21 protein-coding genes, 1 other RNA gene and 2 riboswitches are annotated in these 25,231 nt (G+C 38.1%); of the genes, 11 read left to right on the forward strand and 11 right to left on the reverse strand.

The genetic code is table 11. The features are described from left to right. The first annotated feature begins 130 nt into the window (after positions 1–130). The 4 genes from NBX03_RS12530 to NBX03_RS12545 all read left to right on the forward strand — a co-directional run bounded on the left by NBX03_RS12530 (position 131) and on the right by NBX03_RS12545 (position 3,014). On the forward strand, positions 131–388 hold the full coding sequence (locus NBX03_RS12530) for an acyl carrier protein (protein ID WP_250228104.1): 258 nt from the start codon (positions 131–133) through the stop codon (positions 386–388). A gap of 1 nt (position 389) precedes the next feature. Then, complete coding sequence (locus NBX03_RS12535) at positions 390–827, forward strand: GNAT family N-acetyltransferase (protein ID WP_250228105.1); 438 nt, start codon at positions 390–392, stop codon at positions 825–827. A 16-nt stretch (positions 828–843) separates the two neighbouring features. Continuing rightward, a complete protein-coding gene (locus tag NBX03_RS12540) occupies positions 844–1,737 on the forward strand; it encodes a hypothetical protein (protein WP_250228106.1) in 894 nt (297 codons plus the stop codon). A gap of 146 nt (positions 1,738–1,883) precedes the next feature. Then, entirely contained in the window at positions 1,884–3,014 is a 1,131-nt protein-coding gene (locus tag NBX03_RS12545; RefSeq protein ID WP_250228107.1) for an MBOAT family O-acyltransferase, read from the forward strand. Between the two features lie 150 nt (positions 3,015–3,164). On the opposite strand, the gene NBX03_RS12550 is transcribed toward NBX03_RS12545, so the two are convergent. Continuing rightward, on the reverse strand, positions 3,165–4,031 hold the full coding sequence (locus NBX03_RS12550; protein ID WP_250228108.1) for a hypothetical protein: 867 nt from the start codon (positions 4,029–4,031) through the stop codon (positions 3,165–3,167). Positions 4,032–4,227: 196 nt separating this feature from the next. Here NBX03_RS12550 and NBX03_RS12555 point away from each other — a divergent pair, with 196 nt between their 5' ends. From NBX03_RS12555 to NBX03_RS16250, 4 genes are all read left to right on the forward strand, one after another. After that, positions 4,228–4,728, forward strand: a complete 501-nt coding sequence (locus tag NBX03_RS12555; RefSeq protein ID WP_250228109.1) for a GerMN domain-containing protein — start codon at positions 4,228–4,230, stop codon at positions 4,726–4,728. Then, entirely contained in the window at positions 4,686–5,405 is a 720-nt protein-coding gene (gene rph / locus NBX03_RS12560) for a ribonuclease PH (protein ID WP_250228110.1), read from the forward strand. The genes NBX03_RS12555 and rph overlap by 43 nt, the downstream gene beginning before the upstream one ends. Positions 5,406–6,000: 595 nt before the next feature. After that, positions 6,001–7,983: an alpha/beta hydrolase family protein gene (locus NBX03_RS12565; protein ID WP_250228111.1), complete on the forward strand. Its 1,983-nt coding sequence runs from the start codon at positions 6,001–6,003 to the stop codon at positions 7,981–7,983. Beyond that, positions 7,984–8,985, forward strand: a complete 1,002-nt coding sequence (locus NBX03_RS16250; protein ID WP_250228112.1) for a DUF2161 family putative PD-(D/E)XK-type phosphodiesterase — start codon at positions 7,984–7,986, stop codon at positions 8,983–8,985. Between the two features lie 45 nt (positions 8,986–9,030). Here NBX03_RS16250 and NBX03_RS12575 read toward each other — a convergent pair whose 3' ends face one another. Continuing rightward, positions 9,031–9,978: a class II fructose-bisphosphate aldolase gene (locus tag NBX03_RS12575; protein ID WP_250228113.1), complete on the reverse strand. Its 948-nt coding sequence runs from the start codon at positions 9,976–9,978 to the stop codon at positions 9,031–9,033. 332 nt (positions 9,979–10,310) lie between these two features. Between NBX03_RS12575 and lspA the strand changes: the two genes are divergently transcribed. The 3 genes from lspA (at position 10,311) to NBX03_RS12590 (ending at position 14,212) form a co-directional block, all read left to right on the forward strand. Beyond that, complete coding sequence (gene lspA, locus NBX03_RS12580; protein ID WP_250228114.1) at positions 10,311–10,757, forward strand: signal peptidase II; 447 nt, start codon at positions 10,311–10,313, stop codon at positions 10,755–10,757. A gap of 271 nt (positions 10,758–11,028) precedes the next feature. Next, a non-coding RNA gene (gene ssrS, locus NBX03_RS12585) (6S RNA) lies at positions 11,029–11,219 on the forward strand. Positions 11,220–11,749: 530 nt separating this feature from the next. Next, positions 11,750–14,212: a SpoIID/LytB domain-containing protein gene (locus NBX03_RS12590; protein WP_250228115.1), complete on the forward strand. Its 2,463-nt coding sequence runs from the start codon at positions 11,750–11,752 to the stop codon at positions 14,210–14,212. A 475-nt stretch (positions 14,213–14,687) separates the two neighbouring features. On the opposite strand, the gene NBX03_RS16215 is transcribed toward NBX03_RS12590, so the two are convergent. The 9 genes from NBX03_RS16215 to NBX03_RS12630 all read right to left on the reverse strand — a co-directional run bounded on the left by NBX03_RS16215 (position 14,688) and on the right by NBX03_RS12630 (position 25,213). Continuing rightward, positions 14,688–14,765 carry a putative holin-like toxin gene (locus NBX03_RS16215; RefSeq protein WP_408628566.1) on the reverse strand — a complete coding sequence of 26 codons (78 nt, stop codon included), beginning with the start codon at positions 14,763–14,765 and terminating at the stop codon, positions 14,688–14,690. Positions 14,766–15,388: 623 nt separating this feature from the next. Further along, the gene (gene lpdA / locus NBX03_RS12595; RefSeq protein ID WP_250228116.1) at positions 15,389–16,792 is read right to left on the reverse strand and encodes a dihydrolipoyl dehydrogenase; all 1,404 of its coding nucleotides are present in this window, start codon (positions 16,790–16,792) and stop codon (positions 15,389–15,391) included. Between the two features lie 10 nt (positions 16,793–16,802). Continuing rightward, positions 16,803–17,795 (reverse strand): lipoate--protein ligase, encoded by a 993-nt coding sequence (locus NBX03_RS12600; protein WP_250228117.1) that lies wholly within the window; start codon positions 17,793–17,795, stop codon positions 16,803–16,805. 99 nt (positions 17,796–17,894) lie between these two features. Beyond that, the gene (gcvPB, locus tag NBX03_RS12605; protein WP_250228118.1) at positions 17,895–19,334 is read right to left on the reverse strand and encodes an aminomethyl-transferring glycine dehydrogenase subunit GcvPB; all 1,440 of its coding nucleotides are present in this window, start codon (positions 19,332–19,334) and stop codon (positions 17,895–17,897) included. 2 nt (positions 19,335–19,336) lie between these two features. Next, positions 19,337–20,662, reverse strand: a complete 1,326-nt coding sequence (gcvPA, locus tag NBX03_RS12610; RefSeq protein WP_250228119.1) for an aminomethyl-transferring glycine dehydrogenase subunit GcvPA — start codon at positions 20,660–20,662, stop codon at positions 19,337–19,339. 1 nt (position 20,663) lies between these two features. After that, on the reverse strand, positions 20,664–21,044 hold the full coding sequence (gcvH, locus tag NBX03_RS12615; RefSeq protein ID WP_250228120.1) for a glycine cleavage system protein GcvH: 381 nt from the start codon (positions 21,042–21,044) through the stop codon (positions 20,664–20,666). A 32-nt stretch (positions 21,045–21,076) separates the two neighbouring features. Next, complete coding sequence (gene gcvT / locus NBX03_RS12620) at positions 21,077–22,168, reverse strand: glycine cleavage system aminomethyltransferase GcvT (RefSeq protein ID WP_250228121.1); 1,092 nt, start codon at positions 22,166–22,168, stop codon at positions 21,077–21,079. Positions 22,169–22,815: 647 nt separating this feature from the next. Then, a riboswitch (glycine riboswitch) is annotated at positions 22,816–22,889 on the reverse strand. A gap of 3 nt (positions 22,890–22,892) precedes the next feature. Continuing rightward, a riboswitch (glycine riboswitch) is annotated at positions 22,893–22,986 on the reverse strand. Positions 22,987–23,311: 325 nt separating this feature from the next. Continuing rightward, positions 23,312–23,848 carry a GNAT family N-acetyltransferase gene (locus NBX03_RS12625; RefSeq protein WP_250228122.1) on the reverse strand — a complete coding sequence of 179 codons (537 nt, stop codon included), beginning with the start codon at positions 23,846–23,848 and terminating at the stop codon, positions 23,312–23,314. After that, positions 23,849–25,213: an efflux RND transporter periplasmic adaptor subunit gene (locus NBX03_RS12630; RefSeq protein WP_250228123.1), complete on the reverse strand. Its 1,365-nt coding sequence runs from the start codon at positions 25,211–25,213 to the stop codon at positions 23,849–23,851. It abuts the gene before it with no gap. Positions 25,214–25,231 lie beyond the last annotated feature (18 nt).

Below are 25,231 nucleotides of genomic sequence, written 5' to 3' on the forward strand. Positions count from 1 at the left end.
ATCTTTTTAAAAGAGCATTCTTTATAGTTAATAAAGAGGATTTCAGCTTTATTTGCTATATTCACGAATACAGTAAACTTATGGTATACTTATGGAATAATTTATTAAACTAACTTTAGAGGTGATTGCAATGGATATAAATAAAATCAAAGAGGAAATACGCTCATTTTTAATAGAAAATTTTGATATTGATAAAGACGACAATGAATTTACAGACGATGTGGACTTTTTCACTTACGGCTATGTGGATTCTTTCGGTGCCGCGGAAATCATAAGCTTTATAGAGGAGAATTTTAATATTGAAGTCTCAAATAAGGACCTTGTGAAATACCCCATGACCTCCATAGATGAAATAGCCCACTATATAAATGTAAAAAAGGGTGCGTAATATGGTTATAAGAGACGCCGGAGCAGGCGACGTAACCGTTCTTACTGCCATGCTTAACGACATGTATTCGGAGATAAAATACGGTATTTCCTTTAACGAGGATTTTTTTAAAAGCCGCATTAAATCAAGGTTTTTTATAATAAAAATATTGGAAGAAGATGGACAGGCCTTAGGCTTTTCCACCGTTAAAATTACGAAAAGCGACTATACCCCAGAGGTTTCCTCCATGGGCTTTTTATATGAACTTTATATTAAACCTGAAATCAGAAAAAAAGGCTATGCCCGCCTTCTCCTTTCGGAAATGGAAAAGGAGCTTAAAGAATCAGGTATAGACTATATGGAGCTTTATGTAAGGCTCGATAATGAAAACGGCATGGACTTCTGGCTTAGAAACGGCTGCAAGCCTATATATCATGTGCTTTCAAAGAAGCTAATTTAAAGTAAGGAGCTTTATTTTGTTCTTTAAATTTATAAGAAAAAATCTTTTTTTCCTGTTTTTTATACTTTTTTTCATTATAAGCAATACTGTATTTGCAAAAATGGATTATGTAAATAAAAGCCCTATGTTCGTTCCAAACGACTATGCAAAAACCCTTTACGAATACGGAACGAACCGCTTTTCCACGGCCATTTTAGGAAACTCCACTGCAATCGCCGCCCTGAGAAATGATTTGCTTGGAAAAGACTGCGGCAATGCTTCCATCAGCTACGGAACTATAAAGGATTTTGAAGAAATTTTAAGAAGGGGCTTCATTGTTTCCGATAAAGAAGTTATTATCTGTGCCAATTATCTTGCCTTTCTGGACAATTGGGAAACAAACGAATCCTACCCTTGGCTCAGAGAGCCTTATGCCCCTTACGTATATTATTACCGTTCTGCAACGGCAGATTATCTTAAAGAAAACATCATCAATTACTTTAAAGGGGACAATACCTTTTTTGAGCCTGTGGCAGATTATTATTTCGATAAAACCATTACCCCCGGCCATATGACCGATAGTGAGCTTGAAGAAAGAAAAATAAGCTTTGAAGAGCGGTTCGGGGATAAAACCATAGAGGATTTTAAAGGAAATATAAAAGCTCTTGAAAAAATCATAAGCTATTGTAATAAAAAAGACCTTACGCTTCGCTTCGTATGGATGCCTATCAATCCAAAATACGATAACAGGCCCGCTTATATCAAAGAACTTAGTGAAAAAGTAAATGGAATTCTCACAGAAAACAATATCGATTATATAGACTGGACCGATGCCTTCGAGGCCAAATACTTTTATGATTTAGGTCATATCAGCTGGGAAGAAGGCTCTCTGGTATTTACTCAGGAGTTTATAAAATGGCTAAAGAAATAATCTTTCAGGCTCTTAAGGCCTTACTGTTCGTCATCATCGTGTATTTAATATTTTTATTTATCGGGGGCCAGCAGGCCTTTGTTTACGAGGGCTTTTAGGCTTTTACTAATTTTTCTATCTATAGCTTTTCATAAAGGCAGGTTATTATGTGGTATCTGGATTCTCAGCTTAAATATATCATGCTCATGGCAGTTTTTTATATTGCCTTAAGCGCCCTTTATCCAAAAGGCGCTGCCTTTGCTAAAAGAAATTTATTTCCGGCGGCTTTTTTTGTGTTCCTTTTTAGCTATAATCCCTATACGGGATTTTTATATATCGTTGCTGCCTTCATTAATTTCTATATAGCAAAGCTTATATTGAAATCAAACCATAAAAAAACACTATTTATATTTTCTATTATATTCAATAGTGTTGCTTTTTTAATTGTGAGCATTCTTCCTTATTTTAATACTGATATACTGAGTTTTATCTCCTTCATAGGCTACGCCTATGCTTATTTAAAGCTTATGGATTTATCTTATTATGCTTACTTTTACGAAGAGGAAATGAATATCAGAGATGTTCTTAGCTTTATTTTATTTGTCCCTGTATTTACATCAGGGCCTATTATCAGTTTTAACGACTATAAAAACCAAATTGATACGCCTCAGGAGATGCCGGAGCTTGAAGCGCCTGTAAAAAGAATCATAAAAGGCTTTTTTAAAAAAGTAGTTTTAATTAAACTGATTTACATATTCCACGACCGTCTTCTTGAAGGAGAGCTTAATATGCTTTTAAGCCTTCTTGTGCTTTTTTCATTTTATATTATAGGCTATCTTGATTTTTCGGGGTACTCCGATATTGCCATCGGCTTTTCAAAGCTTATGGGCTTTCATATCCCTGAAAACTTTAAATTCCCGTTTCTCTCTCCTTCCTTGACCATCTTCTGGAAGAACTGGCATATTACCTTAGGGGCATGGATTAAATCCCATATATCCATATTTCTTAAGCCTAAAACAAGGCTTCAGGCTGCCGTAAGCGCATTTATCATCATGCTTTTCATCGGGGTATGGCATAAGTTTTCACTGCTTTTCTTTTTATGGGGCGTATGGCACGGCATCTTCCTTTTTATTGAAGCCTATTTCAATATCGGAACCGTAAACAAAAAGAAAACAAAGCCCCTCATCTATTACGCAAGGTGCTTTGTCACTAATCTGATTGTTACGCTTGGCTGTATTTTCTTCTACAGCGATATGGATATTGTATTAAAAATATTCAAAGGTCTTTTCAGTTTATAGCCAAACAAATAATCAGGGTAACAAAAGCCGTTATTTTATCCTCAGTGAGCCTGAAAACACTCCCGACAAAGCTGTTGTAAAAGCTTCAGGTGAACGTTCCCTTATATAGTAAATTTCACAGAAGGATGCTGTCTCAAGATTGTTTTGCTTTTAATATTTTCTCATATAAGGCAGATGCTTTTCAACAATCCATTTGATGATATAAATAAATATCAATGTGCCTGCCGTTTCAAGGGCAAAGCCCATGAAATTCGTTCCGAAAGCCGTCATTCTGATAAAGGAGTCGGCTATTTTTGTGCCTAAAAGAATATAATAGCCTATTTTCCTATAATTATATGTAAACACAAGCCCTGATAAATAGCCTGCAGCCCTTAAAAGGGAAATCCCTGTAAATATTATTTTATAGCTGTCCCAAGGCAGAGGCCATATATTTTTTAAGGAAATTACCGTTAAAATAACAAGATAGCCCGTCATTGCCCCAAGGATAAAAAAATCATTGAAGCTGATGTGCTTTACCTGCTTTCCGCAGGAAGGGCAAAACCCAAAACCCTTTGTGTCCGAGCCGCAAAACTCACAAGGAATTTCTTTAAACGAAACGCTCGTTTCAAAAAGCCCTTTATTTTTTGCTTCCTCATAGCCTTTTACTGGGGCGTCGAGGCCTTTAGATTCCTGTTTAAGACAACTGTTTTCAATGGAAGCAAGAAGCATCTCGCCCTTCTCGCTTCTGTAAGGGCTTACTTCTATTTCTTTATAAAGAATATGCTCCATCATTTCATCTGTGGATTTAATTATTTCCGCGGCTTCGTTCAGAAGCTCAAAATCCTTGCTTTTTATTTTCACGTAATGCATTTTTTCATGAGTAACGCCCTTTCTTGTTACTCCCGTAATGCCTGCGCCGTTAAGCCTTTTCATATCCAAAGTTCTAAAAAGCTTTTCAAAACACTCCCAAGGCTCAAGCGCTCCGTTAAAAATAAGCTTAAGCATATATACACTGCCTTTATTATAAGATGGGGCCAAATTGATACCTCCCTGCACATATTTTCCGTTAAATTCCCATATGCTTAATTATATACAAGAAAAGCAATAATACCAAGAGAAATAAAAAAATTTGCCTGATTCTGTCTTATGGAAAAAATTATGTAATTATATGTTGGACAATTTTTCTTGTGAAGAGTTTATTAAATGGAATAAAATGGAATCAAGGAGGTCTGCCATGAATATACCCAAAATTATAATTATAATTCTTATATTGCTGCTTTTTATATTTCCTCAAAGGGTCTATGCAAAAGAGCTGAATGCCTTTTACATTGCCTACGACGAAGAAAATGAGGCCTACTTTTATAGAGAAAGCCTTGAACTAAAAGATGAAATCACAGAAAAAAGCATCTGCCTTATTTTCAACATGCTTTTTAAAGGCACGGAAAATGCCAACCTATATAAGTTTCCTGAAGGGACAAGAGCCTTGAACGCTGATATAAAAGATGATTTGCTCACCCTTACGGTATCTTCTGAAATACTCAATTACGGCGGCGGAAGCTTTTATGAAACTATCCTCAGGGATCAAATCGTAAAAACAGCCCTTGACATAGAAGGGGTAGGCAAAGTAACCTTATTAATAGACAATCAGACAAACGCTCTTGTCGAAGGGCTTATTATTAAGGAGGCAGACCAATGCGTTCTGACAACAGAAGAAACGACGAACTTAGAAAAATAAATATTACAAGAAATTATTTGCTCTATCCCGAAGGCTCGGTATTGATAGAATGGGGAAATACAAAAATTATATGTACCGCAACAGTTGAAGAAAAAGTTCCGCCTTTTCTCATAGGAAAGGAGCAAGGCTGGATAAGCGCGGAATATTCCATGCTTCCCGGGGCTACCGCCACAAGAAACCAGCGGGACATTGCAAAGCTTAAAAAAAGCCCCCGCTCCGTTGAAATCCAAAGACTCATAGCCCGCTCTTTAAGGGCCGGTGCCGATTTAAGCAAATTAAAAGATATTTCCATCATCATAGACTGCGACGTTATCCAGGCAGACGGCGGAACAAGATGTGCTTCCATAACGGGAGGCTTTGTGGCCCTTTATGATGCCTGTATAAAGCTTATGGATAAGGGAATCCTTCTGGAAAACCCCATAAAGCAGTTTGTTTCTGCCGTAAGCATCGGCATCGTCAATAAAGTTCCCATGCTTGATTTATGCTATGAAGAGGATTCTTCTGCCGATGTGGATTTTAACGCTATTATGACAGAAGACGGGCGCTTTGCGGAGATTCAGGGAACGGGAGAAAACAATACCTTTTCCATGGAGGAGCTTCATGAAATATTAAAGCTTGCCAAAATAGGAAACGATGAAATTATCCAAATACAGAAAAAATCTCTTGAAATCCTATAGCTTTTTCTTTAGTAATTTTACGGAAACCTGTTTTCGGGAAGCATATAGTAAATTTCTCATAAATAAAGTAACAAAACCTATTTACTTCAGACTCAAAAAATATAGATTTCCTTTAGAAACGCTACATTTTGAGCCTATGTAAATATATGATTTTGCTCCCGTTTAATTTTAAATTTACTATAAATGTTTTCTTACATGTGTACTATATTTAATGCCCTTTAGCTATTGCTAAGGGGCATTAAATATTATAAACTTGTAAGTAGATTATATTAGGCATTGTTTGTAAATAGAGAAACCGACAAAAATAATAAATAAATGAAAGTCTATTTATTATTTTACAGCAGAAATACATTTTTCAGCTGTAAAGCTGAAAAAGTATTGTTTGCAAAAAAGTGTGAATTCGAGGAGAAAACCGCAGAGATAGCATGCCATACACTTTTAGCATAATGCTAAAAGTGCAGCTTCAGGTTTACCCTGGGTAAACCTGTACGGCATATCTTGAGGATTTTCAACGAAGAAGGCATACCTTTTAGGCAAAATAAACTAGAGTTTTGATTTTACAAACAAGCCCTAATTAAAAGAAGGGAGTATTTTTATGGAAAAGGTTTTAATTGATGACATGAAGCTTTTTAAGTATTTGTCTCGGCTTAAATATTCTCCATCAGGCAAAAGCTACGCTTTTATAGTAAAATCCGCTTCTAAGGAAAATTCATATCACTCTGCAGTATATTTATGCAACAGCCAAAAGGAAATCATCCCCTTAACAGAACCAAAAGGCAACGTAGGCTTTTTTGAATGGCTTGACGATGAAAATATAATTTTTTCAGAAATAAGAGATGAAAAAATAAAAAACCGGATAAAAGAAGGAGAGGAGATCAGTTCCTTTTATAAAATATCTGTAAAAGGCGGAGAAGCCGCTCATTTATTTGATGTCAATTTAAAGGCAGCGGATATCCTTCCTTTAGGTGATGAAAAATATCTTATCTCGGCTGTTTTTAATAATGCCTATCCCGATCTTTCAGGAAAAGATGATTTTGAAAAATCTAAGCTCCTGAAAGAGTTTAAAAAAGAGCAGGATTATAAAGTGGTAGATGAGCTTCCTTTCTATTTTAACGGAAAAGGCTTCATTAATAAGATGCGGTCAAGGCTTTACATATATGAAAAGGGTAATTTAACCCCTATTACAGGCAATTTATATAATACAAATAAATTTGCCCTCTCTCCCTGCAAAAAATATATTCTTCATACAGGCTTGGAATATGAAGATATTATGGACCAAAGAAGCGAAATTAATTTATATGATATCGAGAAGAAAGAAACGCTAAACCTTGTAGGGCTTAAATATTATATCAGCGCCATTGATTTTATAAAGGATAAAATCGTATTTGCCGCAAGCGAAAGAAAGCTTTTCGGTACTGTGGAAGACCCGGATTTCTACTGCGTGGATATAAATAAAAATGTAGAGCTGCTGTCAAAATTCGGGAAATCCGTAGGCTCCCTTCCAGGCTCTGACTGCCGCTTAGGAGGCGGAAACTCCTTTAAGGAGTATAACGGAGCGCTTTATTTTATATCTCTTGATAATCACTATACAGATTTATATAAGCTTGATTTGGAGCAAAAATCCATTGAAAAAATAACAGATTTTAAAGGCAGCATCGACTTTTTCGACATTTCCCATGAGGGCATTGCTTTGGCAGGCTTCTTTAAGGATCATCTTCAGGAAATTTATGAAATTAAGCAGAATGACCTTGAAAAAATAAGTAAATTCAATGCATGGGTTAAGGAAGAACGGTATTATTCAAAGCCTGTCCACCATGTATTTACCGATAAGGACGGTTATGAAATCGACGGCTGGGCTCTGCTCCCCAAAGATTATGATGAAAACAAAAAATATCCCTGTATTTTAAATATCCACGGCGGACCCAAGGCGGCTTACGGCGATATTTACTTCCATGAAATGCAGTATTGGGCAAGCGAAGGCTATTTCGTTATATTCTCCAATCCAAGGGGAAGCGACGGTAAGGGCAATGATTTTGCCAATATCAGAGGCATTTACGGCACCGTAGATTACGAAGACATTATGCTTTTCACCGATGAAATGCTTAAAAAATATCCTGCCATCGACGAAAACCGCCTTGGCGTTACCGGCGGTTCCTACGGAGGCTATATGACAAACTGGATTATCGGCCACACCCATAGATTTAAGGCCGCCGCAAGCCAGAGAAGCATTGCCAGCTGGATGAGCCTTACCTATACAAGCGATATCGGCTATTATTTTGATACGGATCAAGCGAGGGCTGACGCTTGGAACAATCCAAAACAGGTATGGGATATGTCTCCTTTGAAATTCGCCGAAAATGTGAAAACGCCCCTTCTCCTTCTCCATTCCGACGAGGATTTCCGCTGCGGCATATGGGAAGCCTATCAGATGTTTACCGCCGTAAAATTAAGAGGCGTAGAAAGCAAAATATTTATCTTCCACGGAGAAAACCATGAGCTTTCCCGTTCAGGAAAGCCGGACCACAGAGAGAGAAGGCTTCTTGAATTAACCTCATGGATGGATAAGCATTTAAAATAAATGAGTAAAATTAGGACGGAAGCCGATTTATATGAACCGGTGAAAAATCATTTTGCTTCCATGGGATATAAAGTAAGAGGAGAAGTAAAAGACTGCGACATTGCCGCCATCAAAGATGACGAACTGATTGTGATTGAACTTAAGAAGGGGTTCAATACAAAACTTTTATTTCAGCTTATAGACCGGCAGAAAATGGCGGATAAGGTCTATATGGCCCTTCCCTCTTTGAAATGGAACAGGAAAGACTTCGGCAGGATCCTCTATATAGCCAAGAAGCTTAATATCGGCTTTATAACGGTGAAATCCCGGACCAATGAACTTATTGTCCACCATGAGCCGGAAGCTCTGCCAAGGCCTAAAAACGCAGTTAAAACAAAGGCTGTAAAAAATGAACTGAGCAAAAGGCTTTCGGATATGAATAAAGGCGGCGTAAGCAATACAAAGCTTATGACAGCTTACCGGGAAAAGTGCATTTACGCCGCCGTCATCATAAACGAAGAAGGAGAAACAAGCCCTAAACGTTTAAGGGAATTCGGCTTTACTCAAGCGGAAACTTCCAATATGTTTTATAAAAACTTTTACGGCTGGTTTGAAAAAAAGAAAACGGGGATTTATCTTCTTACGGAAGAAGGCCGAAATGAAATTCTCTCTTCCTATAAGGAAGCCTATAATATTTATAGGGATTTATATTTTGAGAAATCAAAGGAATTTTTAAATGCTTCATCTTCCTTAAAATCAGATGAAAAAGAGACAAATGAGGATTTGCTCGGAAACATTGATAAAGTACATACAACAGAATTAGGCTGTGAGCGGATAAGGAAAAATTTAAAGCTGGAGAACCAAGATATTATAGAATGGTGCAGGCAAAAAATCCAATTTGCAGATAATATCACCCGAAAGGGGAAGAATTGGTATATCTCTATCGATGATTTTGTTTTAACCGTAAACGCCCATAGCTTCACAGTAATTACCGCCCATAAGAAAAAAGGGGTTAGAAAATAAGTACAAAAAAAGGGAGACAAATTTGTCTCCCTTTTTTATATATTCTTAGTTCATAGAATCCGTAGAGCCTAAAACATCTTTGATTTTTCCTTCAACAAGCTCCTGAAGATAAGTTCTTGCGTCACCTAAATATCCTCTTGGGTCGAAGCCCTTTGGATTTTCAGCTAAGTATCTTCTAACGGCGGCGGTCATGCCAAGACGAAGGTCTGTATCCATGTTGATTTTGCATACGGCCATAGAGCATGCTTTTCTTAACATATCATTTGGAACGCCCTTTGCGCCGTCAATTTGTGCGCCGTATTGATTGCAGATTTCTACGCTTTTAGCGTCAACTGCGGAAGCGCCGTGAAGTACGATAGGATAATTTCTAAAGCCTTCGGCTTCAAGCTTCTCTGTGATTTTTGCAAGCCTGTCGAAATCAAGCCTTGCTTCACCTTTAAACTTATATGCGCCGTGGCTTGTACCGATGGCAACAGCAAGAGAATCTACCCCTGTTCTCTTAACGAAATCTACCGCCTGATCAGGGTCTGTAAAGGTAGCGTTTTCATGGGCAACATTAACATCGTCCTCTATGCCTGCAAGCTGTCCAAGCTCTGCTTCAACAACTACGCCTCTTGCATGGGCATAATCCACAACCTCTTTTGTTTTTGCAACATTTGTTTCATAATCAAAATGAGAGCCGTCGAACATAACGGAAGTAAATCCTGCTTCAATACATTCTTTAACTGTTTCAAGATCTGGGCCGTGGTCAAGGTGAAGCGCTATATCAATACCTGTTTCAGCTACTGCCGCGTCTACCATGCCCTTTAAATATCCCGGGCCTGCAAACTTAAGCGCAGATTTTGAAACCTGAAGGATAACAGCTGAATTCTGAGCTTTTGCAGCTCTCGTAATTGCCTGTATAATCTCCATATTATTGATATTGAATGCGCCGATAGCATATTTTCCCTCAAATGCCTTTTCAAACATTTTAGACGTTGTTACTAATGCCATAGTGTTGCTCCTTTCAGATAAATAATTATTATGTTGAATTAATTGATGACAAATGTTCTTATCCTTTTATATACTGTGGTTGAAGTATATAATCAGATTGCCTGCACAGATAAATATATTTTGTTAAAAATTTATTTAGACGGCAAAAATGAAAAACTAGATAAATATAAGCTTTTAAACCATTTTTACCTCAAGCTTTATTATTAGTTAGCAAAAAAGCTTTAATCTTTGTTAACTATACTATAATTATAATATTTCAAAATTTTTTTTACAACCATAACTTGTATTTTCGTCCTTTTTTAAATACAATTAAGTATAAGGGGGTTTTTTACATGATATTTCTATTGATTTTGGCAATAATATTCGTTCTTGATATGCTAAGTAAGCATATTATCTCCAAACGCATCAAGGAAGGGCAGCAAATTGAGGTAATTAAAAACAAATTTTACATTACCCATATAAAGAATAAAGGGGCTGCCTACGGAATGCTTTCTGAAAACAGAGGCCTGCTGCTCTTATCTTCCATAGGCTCTTTAGTGATTCTTTCCAAGCTGTTTTTTGATGCCTTAAAAAACGGAAAAAGCAGCCTTACGAAGGCTTCTTTAGCAATGGTCCTTGGCGGCGGCCTTGGGAATATATACGACAGGATTTTTAAAAAAGAAGTTACTGATTTTCTTTACGTTAAATACAAAAAGGCCCCTATATTTAATATAGCAGACGTATTCGTAGCCCTTGGCATTACTCTTCTATTTGTTAAAGAGCTTTTCAGTAAAGATTAATTTTTTAATTTTATAAAAATAATTTTTAATATAATTTGAAATACGTATATTTATATAAATATATTACCGTAAATCCAGGCTTTGCCGATACATTTATTCATAGTTTAGCCTGTTTTTATGTCCATATTCTCTAAATATTCAAATTTTTTCTTCTTTATGTTATGTAAGAACCGGCCTAAAAATGTACTTTTTGATACTTGTTACCTGTATTTGCCACGTTTTATGGAAGAGCTGTACTTGTAATACGCAAAAAAATATATTATAATATATTCTACTCCTGAGGTGTGCGATAACCTATTATTTTGAACCTACAGTTCTCATAAGGGAGCCTTACCATTGACTATCCTACGACAGGCCGCAAGATAATTCCCTTTGGGCAGCGGAAGCCGGAAAATAGTTTGCGGGCGCCCACCTAGCGTTTGCTAGGTGTCAAAATTATAGGACCGGCACCTTGGGTATAAAAAACCTTATGCGTAAAGCTAAGGCTTTTTTATTTTTACAGGGTTTATACTAAAGCAAATTTCTTATAAAGAAGTAACCAAAACCTATTCACTACGGATTCAAAAATACGGATTTCCTTTGGAAACGGTACATTTTTGAATCTTTGCGAATATACGGTTTTGTTACTGTTTAACTTCAAATTTACTATATATTCTGTTTTTAAACATCTCAAAAGCAAATTGACTGTATTAGTATTTCATGTGAATTAAAGTATGGCTCTTAATTTTCATTTATAGTAAATTTCATATAAAGAAGCAGCAAAAACCTATTCCCATCAGGCCCAAAAACACGGATTTCCTTCGGAAACGGTACATTTTTAAGCCTGTGTGCATATACGGCTTTGCTGCTGTTTAACTTTAAATTTACTATAGTATAGAATATATCCTTTTCTTTTCTCATATACTTTCTTGTACAGGCTTACATATACAATTAATCCAATTTTTTAAAACATTGTGAAAAAGCGTCAACCTTTTACAAACAGGAGGTTTAAGATGAAAAAGCTAAAGCTTTATATTTTTATTATTTTATTTATTTTTCTGTTTACCGGCTGCAAATCTGCAGAAAAAGAAGCTTTACCCACCGAGACGGAGAAAAATCAAGAGTCCCAGCCTAATAATACGCCTGCGGGAGAAAATGAATATGACAATGATTTAGCTATAGGAGACGCTATGCCAGTCTCCAGGGGGCTTGCGGCAAAAATGGCTGTATTTATGTTTAATGACCTTAACGAAATAAAAACTGCCGACAGGGAAATAAAGGCCGCCGACACTTCACCGTCTTATTGGTATGATAAATATATGAATCTTTCTGTTATAGAAGGATTTATTCCTGAGGATGAGGTTGGCCTTCGCCCCGAAGATTCCCTTACTATAACGGAAGCACAAAATCTTTTGGACAAAATAAATCCCCAGAACAATATAAAAATAAAAATAGATGAAGAAAATAAGGACAAAGCCATCTCCTATGCTCTGTGGTGCAGGCTTTATGAAGAGACATTAAAAGCTATGGCAGGAGAAGAAAGCCTCATGAGCTTTTTTGAAATACAGGAGGAATTTATTATCCCCCTTGTAACAAGCGGAAGTAATTCTATCCTTCCCGAAGGATATGTAATCACAGATAAAGGGCCGTTCTCCTGTGACGGCATAGTCCTTGATACCTTTATCGATAAGAAAATAAGGGTTCTTATAAAGGATAATGAAATTATTGCCGCTTCTGCTATATCCGAAGAAACACCGGTAATAAAAAACGCCTATATCGTAAGCGCATCTTCCGACAGTTTGCTTATATTCTGCGGAGGAGCAGAAAGAGAATACAATTATAAAAACTCGCTGAAAGAACCTGCCGGAAAAATATGCAATATAAAAGTATCAGGAAACACGATTCTTGATTTTGAACTTATTGAAGAAAAAATAGAAGGAACAATAAAATCCGTATCCTCTGAAGAGCTTTATCTTTCAGAAAAAGGAAGGCTTAAATTAAGCGACGATTTTAAAGTATATTCCCTAACCGACGGCCCTGTAAAGTGGAAGAAAATAAAGGACCTTACAGTAGGTACGGACCTTGCAGGATTTTTCTTAAAAAACGGCTTTGTTGAAGCCGCCGTTATCAATAAAATCCCAGAGCCTTTAAGCATAAGGGTTGCAATAAAAACAAGCGATTTTTCCTCTTTTTATCATAAAGACGTAGTTCTGTCAGGTACAAAAGGCCTTTCAGTCACCTTAAACGGCGAGAAAAAAGAATACGGTCCCAATGAAAAGTTCACTTTATCCCCTTCCGACGCCTTTAAGGCAATCGCCTATGCAGAGCCTGTGGAAGACGGACGTATTTCCTTGGAAAGCATAAGCCGTTCCGGCTCCATTCCTGTATATAGAGGAAAGATGGAAGTTTCACCTTATGAAAACGGCCTTGTCATCATCAATGAGCTTCCTTTGGAAGAATATTTATATTCTGTTGTTCCAAGTGAAATGCCCAATTCCTATGGCCTCGAAGCTCTTAAGGTTCAGGCTGTTACGGCAAGAAGCTATGCCTATAATCAGTTTTACGCCAATCACTTCCACGAATACGGCGCAAACGTATGCGATTCGGTTATAAGCCAGGTATATAATAATGTAGCTGAAACACCCCTTTCCATTCAGGCTGTAAAGGAAACGGAAGGGCAGGTTCTGAAATATCAAAACGCAGTCATCAGCGCCAATTTCTTCTCCACCAGCAGCGGCATAACAGCAAATAACGGAGAAGTATGGATGAATTCTGTTACAAAGGAATTCCCCTCTGATACAACACCCTATTTAGCCTCTGTAAAGCAATATACCCAAGGAGATTACGGGGATTTATCCAAGGAAGAAAATGCCGCAAAGTTTTTCAAATCAACAGATGTTAAAGCCCACGACTCCTTTTCCGACTGGTTCAGATGGAAGGTTACTATGACAAGAGAAGAAATAGAGGCTTCCATCAATGCAAATCTCTCACAAATCTATGCGGATAAGCCGAAGCTTGTAAAAACCCTGCAGCCGGACGGAAGCTATAAAAGCAGGCCTGTTGAAACCATCGGCAAGCTTCTGAATATCGAAGTTACTGAAAGAGGCCAAAGTGGAAATATCATGACCATGAAGTTTACAGGAGACAAAAATACCATTCTCGTAAGCACTGAATATAATATAAGAAGCCTTATCCGTCCAAAGCAATATATCGAAGGAGAAAAAAGCATCATTATAGAAAGGCATAACAATACCCAAATAGCCGATTATTCCCTTATGCCAAGTGCCTTTTTCACCATGGAAAGAATGACCCTCGAAGACGGCACCATAAAATACGTTAATTTCTACGGCGGCGGAAACGGCCACGGCGTAGGCATGAGCCAAACAGGGGTAAAGGGCATGGTAGACGAAGGATATGCCTTTAATGACATCCTATCCCATTTCTATAACGGAACTACTGTGGAAAAGATTTATTAAAATAGAAAGGCTTTTGAGTAATCTAATTAAGTCCAAACTTTTACAGCAATTTGTAAAAACAGCCGATAATTTGATATTTCCTTATTCAAGCAAATTGCTGTAATATATGGAACCCTTCTGCTAAAAATCTCATCAAGTTAATTTTCGTATATTTAGCAGAGGCATTAAAAAAGACTCTTGTCAATTTACTTTTGCTTTGTTTCATGCATTTCGGGCTGCGGTAATAGAGCCGGAATAAAAGTAAATTGACTATATAATCTCCTGCAATTAAATTTTTAGTATTAAGATTATAAATCTGTAAAATAAAGAATATGAATTTGATTTTTGTAGTCTTTTAGCGTATAATAAACATAGAATAAGATAAAAATAAAAGAGTACCAATGCGGGAACATTGATACTCAGTGCAACCCTAAGCGGTTGGCTCAATTATCTTAGTGTTACTTTAAAATAACCGGACCTTAGCTAAGTGGGGCGGTTATTTTTTTGTATTTATTACATGAATCACTAGAACAGCAAACGCTATCATTAACGTTAACGTTTCATAGATTGTCATATAATTGCTCACCCCCTTTCACAAGGGTAAGCCAACCGCCCGTAGGTTGCTTCATAATTATAACATTAGGTGCAATTCCTAGCAATGTCTCCTTTGTTTCTATAAGTTTATAAAGATAAAAAGATATTTATAAACTATAAGAAGAAGCGAAGATAAAAAACCGCTAAGAACCTTACGCTTGTGTAATTTTCATCTTGCTTTGTATATAATAAATTTAAAGTTAACCAGCAGCAAGGCCATATATTTCTGCAGGCTCAAAAATATGTTTTAAAAGAAATAGAATAAATGGCCTTTTATGAAACTGCCTTTATTTGATTTTATATATGAAAACCCTGTATCTATTGCAGTATAAAGGCAATTTAACTGTATTTCCGAAGAAAATCCGTGTTTTTATACGAAGTAAACTTGGAAAAAAGTACAGACATAAGCCTGTATCCCTTTCTTAAGTCAGGATTTTCTTAGCTTTATCAAACTTGTTTTTGTTTGATAACGACAAGCCTGCCGGATAGACTTTTGCTGCTTTTTCATAGTTAATTTACTATAAATAAAACATTCTAAAACTATGTAATACAAATAAATAGCTTTGCATGAAAAAAGAGCTTCTTATAGAAGCTCTTTTTTATTTATTTCCGCTTCGGCATCATATGCACGGCAAGGCCGAAAATATCTTCTACGGCTTCTGTAACACCTTCTGTAAATGTAGGGTGCGGGTGAATCACAGAGGCAATTTCTTCTGCCGTAAGCTTATTGACAATGGCTACGGAAAGTTCGCTGATTAAATCAGTGGCTCTTGAGCACATAAGCTGGGCGCCTAAAATAACTTCTGTTTCGGCATCAAAAACAAGCTTAATAAAGCTTCTGTCTTCGTTTGCAATCATAGTCCTGCCGTTATTTGTCATAACGTATTTTCCTACTTTTACTTCGATGCCCTTTTCTTTCGCTTCGTCGGCAGTCATACCCACCTGAGCGATTTCAGGATCTCCGTATACACAGGACTGAATAGCGTTTAAGTCCATAGGAGGTTCTTCTCCTACAATGTGGCTAACGGCATTAATTCCCTGTGCGGAAGCCGCATGAGCAAGGAATGTTCCGTCGGTGCAGTCGCCAATGGCGTAGATATTTTCAAAATTTGTCTGAAGATTTTCGTTTATCTTAACAAAGCCGTTTTCAAGCTCTACGGAGAAGCCATCTTCAAAAAGACCTTCTGTAACGGGCTTTCTGCCTACACAAACGAGAACGCCGTCACATCTTATTTCTTCTATAGCGTCCTTATAGGATACTTTACAGATTAATTCATCGTTTTCTTCAAGGATTTCCTGAACTCTTGCAGGGGTGAATACTTTTATGCCCCTCTTTTTGAAAATCATGGCAGTGTTCTGGGAAATCTCCCTGTCAAGCCTTCTGAGAAGCTGTGGACGGGAACCGATAATGCTTACTTCACAGCCAAGGGCATTATAGATAGAAGCAAATTCAACACCAATTACGCCGCCGCCTACAATAACGATACGCTTATATATCTTGCCTTTTTCTGCAAGGGCTTCGTCGCTGTCGAATACGTTTTTATGGTTCATCATTGTGCCGGGAAGAGGCGTAGGCTTTGAGCCTGTTGCGATGATAATATATTTTGTGTTAAGGGTTTCTTCTTCCCCGTCTCCTCTTACGATAACGGTGTTTTTATCCTTTATCGAGGCCTTTTTCTTATAATGGTCTATTTTATGGGCCTTAAAAAGCTGCTCAACGCCGTTTCTAAGGCTTTCTACGATGCCGTTTTTCCTGTCATATATTTTATCTATATCATAGCCTACGTTTGAAGCTAGGATGCCATATTCTTCACTGTTTAAAATCTCTTTATATAAATGAGACGAATGCATAATGCTTTTCGTAGGGATACAGCCCCTGTTTAAGCACGTTCCGCCTGTTTTATCATATTCGATAACGGCTACCTTAAGGCCCTTCTGAGCGCCTCTGATGGCCGCCACATAACCCCCAGGTCCTGCCCCAATAACAACTAAATCATAATCCTTCATGTTTGCCCCCTTAAATATCCTGCTGGGAAATTAATTCATGCAAATCCTCGTAAATTTCGGAATTAAGACTTTCCTTTATGCCTTCAAGGCTTTTTATAAGCTCTTTTTTTGAAAAGCCTATATTCTTAAAGGCTTCTTCAAGCTCATCTTTAAAATCCCATTCCATGGAATCGGAATATATCATAACGTCCTCTATTTTGTCGCCTGAAATCTTAAAGCAAAGGTCTATTCCGCCCCATTTGAACCTGTTCTTTATCTCATAGTCTGCTTTCATATTTCTGCCGAAAATAAATTCTTCAGAAGAAAATTTATCTGTAAGCGCCTGTATGATTGTTTCATCTACTTGGCTTTTTTCTATTTTTTCAGGCGTAAGGCCGTATTCTTCTCCAAAGGCTTCAACAAGGGCTTCTGTAATATTTTCTACGTTAACCTCATCGTTAAGCTCTTTCAAGTTGATTACCCTGCTTTTAACGGAGCTTACACTGTTTGCTTTAAGCTTGTCCTGAGATACGTTGAGATATTTACTCATATTCTGCATATCGGCATTGATAAGTATGGTGCCGTGGTGATAGCAGTGGTCCCCTCTTTTATAGAAGGCATTTCCGGAAAACTTACGTCCGTCTATGCATATATCGTTTCTTCCTGATTTCTCGGCATTAAGCCCAAATTTTCTCACAGCTCTCTGAATAACTGAAAGCTGCCTCGAAACATCATAATGCCTGTCCCTAATCAGAAATGTAAAATTTAAATTGCCTAAATCGTGGAATACGCTTCCGCCGCCGCTTAATCTGCGTACAAGAAAACCCCCGTCACCTCTGAGGGCCTCTACCCTGCACTCCTTATAGGCATTTTGATTTTTTCCTATAACGACCGTGTGCCTGTTCTGCCAAAGATACAAAATACACTGGTTTTCTTCGACGCTGTCCAGCAAGTACTCCTCCATGGCAAGATTCTTATATGGCATGGTATTATCGGCTATATAGTATTTTATATTGTCTATCATATCCTGCCCCCCGAAGGTTTGCTTAAACTTTCCGGCAGGGCTTTGAGCATAAAAGCTATGCTCCGGCCTGCCGGAAAAGAATAAGCTATTTATCTGATATTACGCTTCAAAATCATATTTTAATATGGGATTTCTAGCAGCTGTAACCTCATCAAGCCTTCTTACCTGCGTATGAAGGGGTGCTTCGTGAAGAGATTCTGCGTCTGTGCGGGCTCTTTCATGAAGCTCTCTGTAAACCTTGATAACAGTATCAAGGGTTTCTTTGGACTCGGTTTCAGTAGGCTCAACCATTAATGCCTCGTGAACATTAATCGGGAAGTACATTGTAGGCGGATGCATGCCATAATCAAGGATTCCCTTGGAAATATCCATAGCGGAAACGCCTGTTTCCTTTTTAAGTCTTTCAAGACTTAAAACAAATTCATGCATGCAGGTTCCTGGATAAGCAACATCGTAAATGTCTTCAAGGTTTCTCATAAGGTAATTTGCGTTTAATACTGCGTTCTGAGCAGAGGACCTGATGCCGTCGCTTCCTAATGTGATAGCATAGGTTAACGCTCTCATAACAATAAGGAAATGACCGTAGAACTCTTTAACGCTACCCATAGATTCAGGGAAATCGTAGCTAAGTTCAAGAAGGCCGTCTTTTTCAACTACCTTAGGAACAGGAAGGAATTCGGAAAGGAACGCCTTGCAGCCGATAGGTCCGCTTCCGGGGCCGCCGCCGCCGTGAGGAGTTGAGAAAGTCTTATGAAGGTTCAGATGAACGATATCAAAGCCCATGTCGCCGGGGCGTGCCACACCCATAATGGGGTTCAGGTTTGCTCCGTCGTAGTAAACGAGGCCGCCTGCTTCATGAACAAGCCTTTCCATCTCAAGGATATTCTTTTCAAAAATACCAAGGGTATTGGGATTTGTAAGCATAAGGCCTGCTGTATCTTCGCCTATAGCTGCCTTTAAGGCCTCCATATCCACAGTGCCGTCTTCTGATGAAGGAATGCTTACGGCTTTAAATCCGGCCATGGTAACGCTGGCCGGGTTTGTGCCGTGGGCAGTGTCTGGAACTAATATTTTAGTTCTCTTATGGTCATTGTTTTTATCGTGGTATCTCTTGATTAAGAGAAGGCCTGCAAATTCACCGTGAGCGCCTGCGGCAGGCTGGAAAGTCATATTGTCCATACCTGTTATTTCGCAGAAGTATTGCTCGGCTAAATTGATTGCTTTAAGGCAGCCCTGAACCGTATGGGCAGGCTGTAACGGATGAATATCCGCAAAATTAGGAAGAGAAGCGATGTCCTCGTTGATTTTGGGATTATATTTCATGGTACAGGAGCCGAGAGGATAAAATCCGCTGTTTACACCGAAGGTATTCTTTTCAAGTTCTGTATAATGTCTTGAAAGCTCTCCTTCAGTAAGTTCAGGAAGATTAAGCTTAATTTTCCTTTGGGTGTCCTCTGCAAACTCATGGTAAGGCACTTCGCAAGGAGGGATAATGCAGCAGCTTTTTCCGTTCTTGCTTCTTTCAAATATAAGCTTCATAACTATACCCCCTCCTTTAATATTGCTACAAGGCTGTCAATTTCAGCCTTGGTGTTCATTTCTGTAAAGCACCATAAGAGACGGCGCTCATCGGCGTTATCAAGAGCTAATCCGCCGAGCATACCCTTTTCTTCAAGCTTCTTGGAAAGCTTATCTCTGCAAACAGGGCATTTCGTAACGAACTCATGGAAGAATTCTCCGTCGTATACTAATTCATAGCCTGGGATTGCGGAAATTTCCTTCGCTGCATAATGGGCTAACGCGGCAGACTGTCCCGCAACTTCTTTAATGCCTTCAGGACCCATAGCGCTTAAATAAACGCTTGCTGTAAGGGCGCAAAGAGCTTGGTTTGAGCATACGTTTGAAGACGCTTTTTCTCTTCTGATATGCTGTTCTCTTGCCTGAAGTGTAAGAACAAAGGCTCTTTTTCCGTCAATATCTGTAGTCTGGCCTGCGATACGGCCGGGAAGCTTTCTGATCATATCCTTAACGCATGTCATAAAGCCAAGGTAAGGTCCGCCGAAGCCAAGGCTTAAACCAAGGGGCTGGCCTTCTCCAACGGCTATGTCTGCACCGTATTCTCTGGGAGTTTTTAAAAGAGCTGCAAATATGGGGTTTACACCCATAATATATTTAGCTCCGGCTGCATGGGTAACTTCTCCTATTTCAGCGGCATCTTCTATGATTCCGTAGAAGTTTGGCTGCTGAATATATACGCATGCGCTTTCAGCGTTTAAATTGTTCTTTAAGAATTCCATATCCGTCTTTCCGTCTTTTTCGGGAACAATTACAACTTCCCTGTTGGCGGCATAGCTGTAAGTTTTGATTGTACGGATATAGTCCGGGTGAGAAGTTGCGGATACGTAAGCAACCGTTTTCTTTCTTTCAATACACATACTGATGGCCTCGGCGGCGGCGCTTGCGCCGTCATAAACGGAAGCATTGGCTCCGTCCATACCCATAAGCTCGCTGATCATGGTCTGGAATTCAAAGATAGACTGTAAGATACCTTGGCTTATTTCAGGCTGGTAAGGTGTATATGCTGTAACAAATTTTTCTTTGGAAGCTACGCTTTTTACGATGGCAGGGATATAATGCCTGTAAGCGCCGGCTCCTCTGAATATTGTTTTAAATCTAACGTTTTCGTTGGCAAGTGACTCCATCTGCCTTCTTACGGAAAGCTCGCATTTTGATTCAGGTAAATTAAGCGGCTTTTTAAGCTTAACCTCTTCAGGCAGATGGGAGTATAAATCCTCTAAAGAACCAAGGCCTAAAAAGTCAAGAATAGCCTGTTGTTCTTCAAGAGAATTGGGAACGTAAGTACCCATATTATTCCTCCTCTTTGCAGAAATTATCGTACTCCTCAGCCGACATTAACTCTACTTTATCACTAATATCTGTAATCTTTACAAGCCATGAGCCGTATGGATCTTCGTTCACTTTCTGAGGAGCATCGAGAACCTCTTCATTAACTTCTGAAACAACGCCTGTAACAGGGCTATATATGTCGGAAACAGCCTTAACTGATTCTATATCCGCGCAGGACTCTTTTACTGCAACTTCGTCGCCTTCTTGAGGAAGATTGATGAAAACCAGGTCTCCGAGAGAATTCTGTGCAAAGTCTGTAAGTCCTATTGTAGCTTCATTATCGCTTAAAAAATTAACCCATTCGTGTGATTTTGTAAATTTGTATGTGCTTGGTGTTGACATAATTCATTCCTCCTAATTAGATAGTATTTTTATTATTTGCTTCTTTTATAAAAAGGCATTTTAATGACTTCTGCTTCAACGTCTCTGCCTCTTACGCTGATGATAACTTTCGTTCCTTCTTCGGCGTATTCTTTATCTAAATAAGCCATGGCGATAGGATAGCCTAAGAAAGGTGCATGGGTTCCGGAAGTGGTTTCGCCCACTTTCTTTCCGTCTACTAAAATGTCGTTATGCTCTCTTGCAATACCCTTGCCTGTGATTTTAAGGCCTACGAGCTTCTGTGTAAATTCAGGTGCTGCTAAAATAGCCTGTTTGCCTACGAAGTCTTCTTCTTTATTTAATTTTACTGCCCATTTAAGGCCAGCAAGTATGGGAGATATATCGTCACTCATTTCATGGCCGTAAAGAGGCATAGAAGCTTCAAGGCGAAGGGTGTCTCTTGCGCCAAGGCCGCAGGGCATAATGCCGTATTCTTCACCGGCTTCCATAAGCGCTTCCCAAAGTTTCGTAGCGTTTTCAGCCTTAATATAAATCTCATAGCCCATTTCTCCTGTGTATCCTGTCTGGCTAACGATACATTCCATACCGGCTACGTCCACTTTCTCAACGAAAGTATAGTATTTGGCAGGAATATCTTCTTCTTTCATAAGCTTTTTAAGAACATCGGTTGAAGCAGGGCCTTGAAGGGCAACCTGAGCATATTCATCGGAATCATCATGGATATTAACATCTCCAAATTCCTTGGATTTAATCCATTGGAAGTCCTTATGCCTGTTTGCTCCGTTTCCTACGATAAGGTATTTGTCATCGGCAAATTTATAGATAATCATATCATCTACGATTCCGCCGTTGTCGTTAAGCATCGGAGTATATTTAATCTGTCCTACTACAGCACTGCTGTAATCGTTTGGGAATATCATCTGGATATTTTTAAGAGCGTCTTTGCCTTCAACAAAAATTTCAGACATATGGGAAACATCAAAAAGACCGCATTTTGTCCTTACATTGTTATGCTCTTTAATGAGACCTTCTTTGTACTGGACCGGAAGAAGATAACCTGCAAAAGGTACAATCTTTCCGCCGTACTTTACATGACAATCATATAAAGGTGTTTTCAATTCCATAAATATATCCTCCTCATTAATATAATAAATATAAACATGAAACCCTGGCCTAATGGTAAGGCAAAACTTAAGCTTTGGAAAACTTATAAGAATTTACGGGTTTGTACCTTAATATAAAGCCCTATTGAAATATGATTATAGTAAATAAACTTGAAAAGAAATCAGGTTGATTTACTATATACTGAAGGAAAACTTATTAAACTTAAAAGCAAAAAGACTATTTTCAAGTTTAAGTAAGCAGATAAGGAAAGGACAATTTTATCCGTCCTTGATGCGGAAAATATGCCGGCTAAATTTCAGGGGCTATTCCCGCCTTAAAAAATAAGCGGCTTAAGGCATATGTAAAACAAAATCAATCAATGCATAGTCCCATTTAGTTTTATTCAGCATGATACAGCATGAAATAAAGTAAGTCTAAATTAACAAAGGACTTTTCAAGAGGCTCCTACTGTAACAAAAATAGTATATTTCGAATGGCTTTAATGAATTTATTTAAGCCGTTCATAAAATTTTTGTTACTGCATTAATATTGTTTTGCTAAAAATGAATGTCAATAAATTAGCTAAAATCTTTTAGATTACAGCCTTAAGGGTAAAATTAAAGCCCAAGTAGCTATTAAAAAAAGACGCGATGCTATAGCAACACGCCTCCGTCTTTTGACCTGAAAGATTCTTCCCCAGAGGGAATTGCTTCTTCGGTGCCGCTACTGGGCTCTCCAGAGTATCATCTGGCAACGGTCCTTTTGCCTGAGAGTTTGCTGCGCTTGTCCCCCTTTGGCTCTCCTTTTTATGAATAGGAGCATCTCCCGAAACCTTCATCTGATTATCACTTATTTTTATACTTATTATAAATTCTGGAAGCTATAATGTCAACTCACTATATTCACTAAAACATATATAAGCGTTAATTTGTTAACAATTTCATTGAAATAATACAGTATACATGAACTTTTCCTTATCTAATTTAATTTATGCTTTTATAAAAAGATTATGCCTGTTCATTCTATTTATATTATGAAAAATTCCCCTATAACAACAGCTGATATAATAAAATTTTATTGAACTCTAGATTAATTATCAGTCATGATTATTTATGTATTCTGTATTTTATATCCATATTTTCGTCATATCTGATATTAATAATCTAAATATTCTGCTTTATTGCCGTATCTATCCAAAACCTTAATATTCTCTCTCCTTCATACTCCATCTCATTTTCAAGCACTCCCCCGCTTCCTATTATCACATTTCTGCTTCCCGCATTATCCTTGCTGCAGGTTATGAGAGCTTTTTCTATGCCGATTTTCCTTGCTTTCTCAAGGCCAAGAAAAAGCATTTTAGTTCCGAGGCCCTTTCGTCTTTCAGAAGGCCTTACCCCATATCCGATATGGCCCCCTCTTATGAGAAGCCCTTCATTCAGATAATGCCTTATGTCTAAACTGCCTAAAATTCTTTTTTCCCCCTTGTTGACCAAAAAATAACAAGTTGATGGAACCTTTCCCTCAGGAATAACTCTCTCCTTCTGGCCGAGGAGCATATCAAATGCCTTATTATAATCCTCTATGCCGCAGTAAAGCGCATAGGGAATAATCTTTTTATCGATTTCCAACACTTCTTTAATATACGCTAAATAGTCTTTCCTGAATTCTTCTTCGGGAATAACAAGCTCTAAGTTTTCCATTTATGCTACCTCCGAGGGTCTTAATATAATTTCGGCCCCTTCTGATATGCCTGAAATAATTTCAACATATTTATCTCCGTAAAGGCCTACTTGAACTTCTTTTTTAACGGGAATATTATCTTCCAGTTGGTAAACAAAATATCCTTCTTCCTCCTGCATAACAGCCTGTATAGGAACCATGAGAACATTTACCGCTTCTTTTACAAATATATCGATGTCAACGGAATATCCTATTTTAAGCTTATCATCTATGTTCTCTATTTCTATTTCAATAGGAACAATAATTTCATCGTCTGAGGACTCTTTTTCAACAGCGGCTTCCCATATAAAGCTTACTTTCCCCTGATAAATTTTATCGGGAATTCCGCTGGTGGAAAGCTCTGCTCTCTGATTTAATTCTATTAAAGGGGCATCATATTCCGATACGTCAAGCTTTCCTATTACGCCGGAAGTGTCTGAAATATAAGCGATGACCGTATTGTTATGTACAGCTGCGCCTTCTTTTACATCTACGGAAGAGATTATGCCGTCGGCAGGGGCAATTTCCTTCTCCTTAAGCTTACTGCGGTCATTTTTAAGCTTTTCAATGGCTATTTCACTTAAGGCAATATTATTTTGCTGCATTTCATATTTGATGACATTGGTTTCGTCTAAAAGCCTGTCTTTTGAATTGTCAAGCTTTTTCTGAGAAAAAGCAAGCTGGTCTTGCCTTACCAGCAATGTCTTTTCTTTAAGGGCCTTCTGATTTTCCAAGTCCTTAAGGCTTTCTGCGGCTATATTATAATTATTTAAGGAATCATCATATTCCCTTTGGGCAATTGCTCCCCCGGATAAAAGTTTTTCATTTTTATCGAGGATTTCTTTTAAATCCTTTACCTTTATTTCCTGCTGGCTTATTTTTATAACGATGCTTTCTATTTCCGACTTAACGTCTTCTATATTTTTTTCGGCGCTTAAAACCTCAGATTCGTATTGAATCAGCTCGTTTCCTTCTGCCGGCTGAACGATGCTTTTTAAATTAAGGCGGGCATTTTGAAGCTTAAGCTCTGCTTCCCTTATTTCCCGTTCAAGGTCCGCTCTGTCCTTTTCCAAATCGTATTCTATAAGAACATCACCTTTTTTGATGCTTTCCCCTTCCTTTGCTATTACAAGCTTTACGGTTTGGTCGGCTTCGGCAAATACAGGAACTTTATCCTTCACCTCTATTTTTCCGCTTCCGGAGACTTTCATATTGACGTCTCCTTTTTGGGCAATTACCGTATCATATACCTTTACTTCTTCTTTTCTGTACTCATAGACGAAATATCCTCCTGCTGCAACTATAATTAAAAATATTAGCAGAAGCGCTATTTTCCTGCCTTTCATAAGCGTTCTCCCTTCAAG

The sequence above is a fragment of the Anaeropeptidivorans aminofermentans genome (assembly GCF_940670685.1).
In the GTDB taxonomy this organism is placed as follows: Bacteria; Bacillota; Clostridia; order Lachnospirales; family UBA5962; genus Anaeropeptidivorans; species Anaeropeptidivorans aminofermentans.

Coding starts and splice junctions, on each gene's coding strand:
- NBX03_RS12530 (WP_250228104.1), top strand. CDS start 131: ATGGATATAAATAAAATCAAAGAGGAAATACGCTCATTTTTAATAGAA.
- NBX03_RS12535 (WP_250228105.1), top strand. CDS start 390: ATGGTTATAAGAGACGCCGGAGCAGGCGACGTAACCGTTCTTACTGCC.
- NBX03_RS12545 (WP_250228107.1), top strand. CDS start 1,884: ATGTGGTATCTGGATTCTCAGCTTAAATATATCATGCTCATGGCAGTT.
- NBX03_RS12555 (WP_250228109.1), top strand. CDS start 4,228: ATGAATATACCCAAAATTATAATTATAATTCTTATATTGCTGCTTTTT.
- rph (WP_250228110.1), top strand. CDS start 4,686: ATGCGTTCTGACAACAGAAGAAACGACGAACTTAGAAAAATAAATATT.
- NBX03_RS12565 (WP_250228111.1), top strand. CDS start 6,001: ATGGAAAAGGTTTTAATTGATGACATGAAGCTTTTTAAGTATTTGTCT.
- NBX03_RS16250 (WP_250228112.1), top strand. CDS start 7,984: ATGAGTAAAATTAGGACGGAAGCCGATTTATATGAACCGGTGAAAAAT.
- NBX03_RS12575 (WP_250228113.1), bottom strand. CDS start 9,978: ATGGCATTAGTAACAACGTCTAAAATGTTTGAAAAGGCATTTGAGGGA.
- lspA (WP_250228114.1), top strand. CDS start 10,311: ATGATATTTCTATTGATTTTGGCAATAATATTCGTTCTTGATATGCTA.
- NBX03_RS12590 (WP_250228115.1), top strand. CDS start 11,750: ATGAAAAAGCTAAAGCTTTATATTTTTATTATTTTATTTATTTTTCTG.
- NBX03_RS16215 (WP_408628566.1), bottom strand. CDS start 14,765: ATGACAATCTATGAAACGTTAACGTTAATGATAGCGTTTGCTGTTCTA.
- lpdA (WP_250228116.1), bottom strand. CDS start 16,792: ATGAAGGATTATGATTTAGTTGTTATTGGGGCAGGACCTGGGGGTTAT.
- NBX03_RS12600 (WP_250228117.1), bottom strand. CDS start 17,795: ATGATAGACAATATAAAATACTATATAGCCGATAATACCATGCCATAT.
- gcvPB (WP_250228118.1), bottom strand. CDS start 19,334: ATGAAGCTTATATTTGAAAGAAGCAAGAACGGAAAAAGCTGCTGCATT.
- gcvPA (WP_250228119.1), bottom strand. CDS start 20,662: ATGGGTACTTACGTTCCCAATTCTCTTGAAGAACAACAGGCTATTCTT.
- gcvH (WP_250228120.1), bottom strand. CDS start 21,044: ATGTCAACACCAAGCACATACAAATTTACAAAATCACACGAATGGGTT.
- gcvT (WP_250228121.1), bottom strand. CDS start 22,168: ATGGAATTGAAAACACCTTTATATGATTGTCATGTAAAGTACGGCGGA.
- NBX03_RS12625 (WP_250228122.1), bottom strand. CDS start 23,848: ATGGAAAACTTAGAGCTTGTTATTCCCGAAGAAGAATTCAGGAAAGAC.
- NBX03_RS12630 (WP_250228123.1), bottom strand. CDS start 25,213: ATGAAAGGCAGGAAAATAGCGCTTCTGCTAATATTTTTAATTATAGTT.